Source organism: Polycladomyces subterraneus, assembly GCF_030433435.1.
Classification (GTDB): domain Bacteria; phylum Bacillota; class Bacilli; order Thermoactinomycetales; family JIR-001; genus Polycladomyces; species Polycladomyces subterraneus.
This window is the reverse complement of sequence record NZ_JANRHH010000005.1, coordinates 857-3,053: the sequence shown is the minus strand read 5'-3', so window position 1 is coordinate 3,053 and position 2,197 is coordinate 857. Positions and strand designations below refer to the sequence as shown.

General features: G+C 42.6%; 3 protein-coding genes. 1 reads left to right on the top strand and 2 read right to left on the bottom strand.

What is annotated here, in order from left to right:
• On the top strand, positions 1-217 hold a 217-nt coding region (locus NWF35_RS00805), incomplete at its 5' end, for a hypothetical protein (RefSeq protein ID WP_301237213.1).
• Here the strand turns inward: NWF35_RS00805 and NWF35_RS00800 are convergent.
• Together NWF35_RS00800 and NWF35_RS00795 are read right to left on the bottom strand one after the other, a co-directional pair.
• Positions 187-984, bottom strand: a complete 798-nt coding sequence (locus NWF35_RS00800; protein ID WP_301237212.1) for a DUF2797 domain-containing protein — start codon at positions 982-984, stop codon at positions 187-189. The genes NWF35_RS00805 and NWF35_RS00800 overlap by 31 nt on opposite strands.
• Before the next feature lie 763 nt (positions 985-1,747).
• Positions 1,748-2,197, bottom strand: a 450-nt coding sequence (locus NWF35_RS00795) for a protein-S-isoprenylcysteine O-methyltransferase (protein WP_301237211.1), incomplete at its 5' end; no start/stop codon positions are given.

The window sequence follows — 2,197 nt, the reverse complement described above, 5'->3', positions numbered from 1 at the left end:
ACGCCCCTTGGAACATGAGGCAGCCGAGCCGATCACGTATTTTGCCCGGGTGGGTATGAATCGGTTCGGCTCAACGATCGGCTGGGGCAAACGATCCGCTCACGTTTCTCAAGGAAAAAGCTTGCTGCCATTGTGGGCGCAGGATCCAAAAGACTTTAACAACCGTTATAGTTATCCATTAGTTTTTTACAGGTATAATTCCACCCTGACCTTGTAGCCGCTAAATTTCCGCATGTTGATGACCCCGTTATCTAAGATCATATATTGTGCTTTGACACCAATCAAATTCCCCTTAATATGTTCCTGCTTGTCCAAGGATAAGGATTTTATTTTGTCGGGAATCTGCAATTGTGGATACTCAAAAGTCCAAACGTCATGTGACTCATCAAAGAATTGTTGGTACTGGTCAGGAATTTGGTTTTTTATATCCGAACGAACAGCCAATAAGTCCTTATCTGCAATTTGGTTTTTAAGCATCCTACGCCAATTTGTTTTGTCATTAATGAATTGGGACAAGTGAATTTCTATTTCCCCGGCGGTTTTTCGGTCAGGTACTTCCGCTATTGGGACGGCGGCGACTGCCCCTTGATCGATCCAGCGTTTAATCATGTTCGGTTTTCTGGTGATCCCGACTTTTATATCATCACTTAGGGCAAGATAAACGATATGGGGTTGCATGCAATGGGTTTGACCGAAATCCTCATCTCGGCACGTCCCCTTATGAAAATGGCAAAGATGAGGTTTTACGATGCATACATCATTTTCGGGTCTATCCCGAAAGCACGGGAAGCACGAACCGTTATTAAACGATTTTTTGATCTTTCTCCCGCAATAAATGCAGGATATTTCCCCAAGGTAGTTTATTTCAATGGTTTTCCCTAAGTAATCATTTAGTGGGATTTCCTCATTATCCAATCTCATAAGGTATGAAATAGGTGTTTTGTATTCGTGGCCAAGTGGCCGGATGTGTCCTGTAAGTATCATAATAAGACCCCTTTAACTAATTCTTTGGCAACGGTGGATGAACCTCAAGGGTGAAATCTTGTCCTTCTGGACAGATTTGCCGATCGTTCCATGAATGTTCCAATAAGTCATAAAGTCGTTCCTTTTGTTGCTCCAACTGTTTCAATTCTGAGCGTAGATTGTCAATTATCCTTTCGGGTGGACTTGTTGTCCCAAGCATTATGAATACACAGCAAATGTGCCTTTTGTTTCTGGTTGTCTTGCCTGACCATAGCCCGTCCACATTTGCCCATTTAATTATATCAACTAGAGGATTTTTGATGCCATAGATATGCCTGTATGAGATCACGAAGAAACCGGCCAATGAATGGCTGGTTTTTCTGTTGGTCAAAACTCTCGTAAGCGTCTAGCACGTTTATGCAACCAGCGAAGAAAAGGCCGATCGTATTCCGGATCGGCCCTTTTTTATATAAATACACCCCCTCTATGACTAATTTCGTATTAAGCGTCAATTTTGTGTCCTCCAACCAATTGATCAATGGATTTAAACACCATTTTGCCTCCAGATTCAGGATAACGTGTCATTACCCCATCACTATTAAGCTAAGAAAATAGAATACTCTCACAGTGAATCTTTCGATTCAAATAGAATTAGTCAGTTATATATTCTCATCTCTTAACTTGATGGCGATGGGCTACGCTAAGCAACCGGAATCAGAAAACAACCCTGTTTTTCCACTCTAAGGAAAAGCCCCATTACTTCCAAAAACGGCGTGGTATAATTCTACCCGTACGAGAGATTGATATTTTCTCCAAACTGATTGAGCATCATTTGCTCTTCGCGCGGCACACGCAAGAAATAAAGCAGGCTGAACAACAACAAAGAGGACCATCCTGCTATCCAGTTATGCAATAACAAAACTTGGGCAACTCCCCACAACCCCATGGATGCATACATGGGGTGCCTGATATATTTGTATACTCCACTGGTAATCAATTGATGTCCTTTCCGCAATTCAAGAGTAGGAGACCAGTTTTGTCCCAGATCAATGTGAGAGCGCCAGAATAGCCAGAGGGCGATAACTAAGACCACCACTCCAGCCCATCCCATCCAAGATGGTAGCTTATAATCGGCAAAGCTCAGTAACGGAGTGAAAGCATAGATTAACGGGGTTGCGATCATCCCAACGAATAACAGAAAAAGTAGTAGTATCTCTATAGTCGTTTTACGGCT

Excerpts from the sequence above, each read along its gene's own strand:
- NWF35_RS00800 (WP_301237212.1), bottom strand. The coding sequence starts at position 984 with ATGATACTTACAGGACACATCCGGCCACTTGGCCACGAATACAAAACA.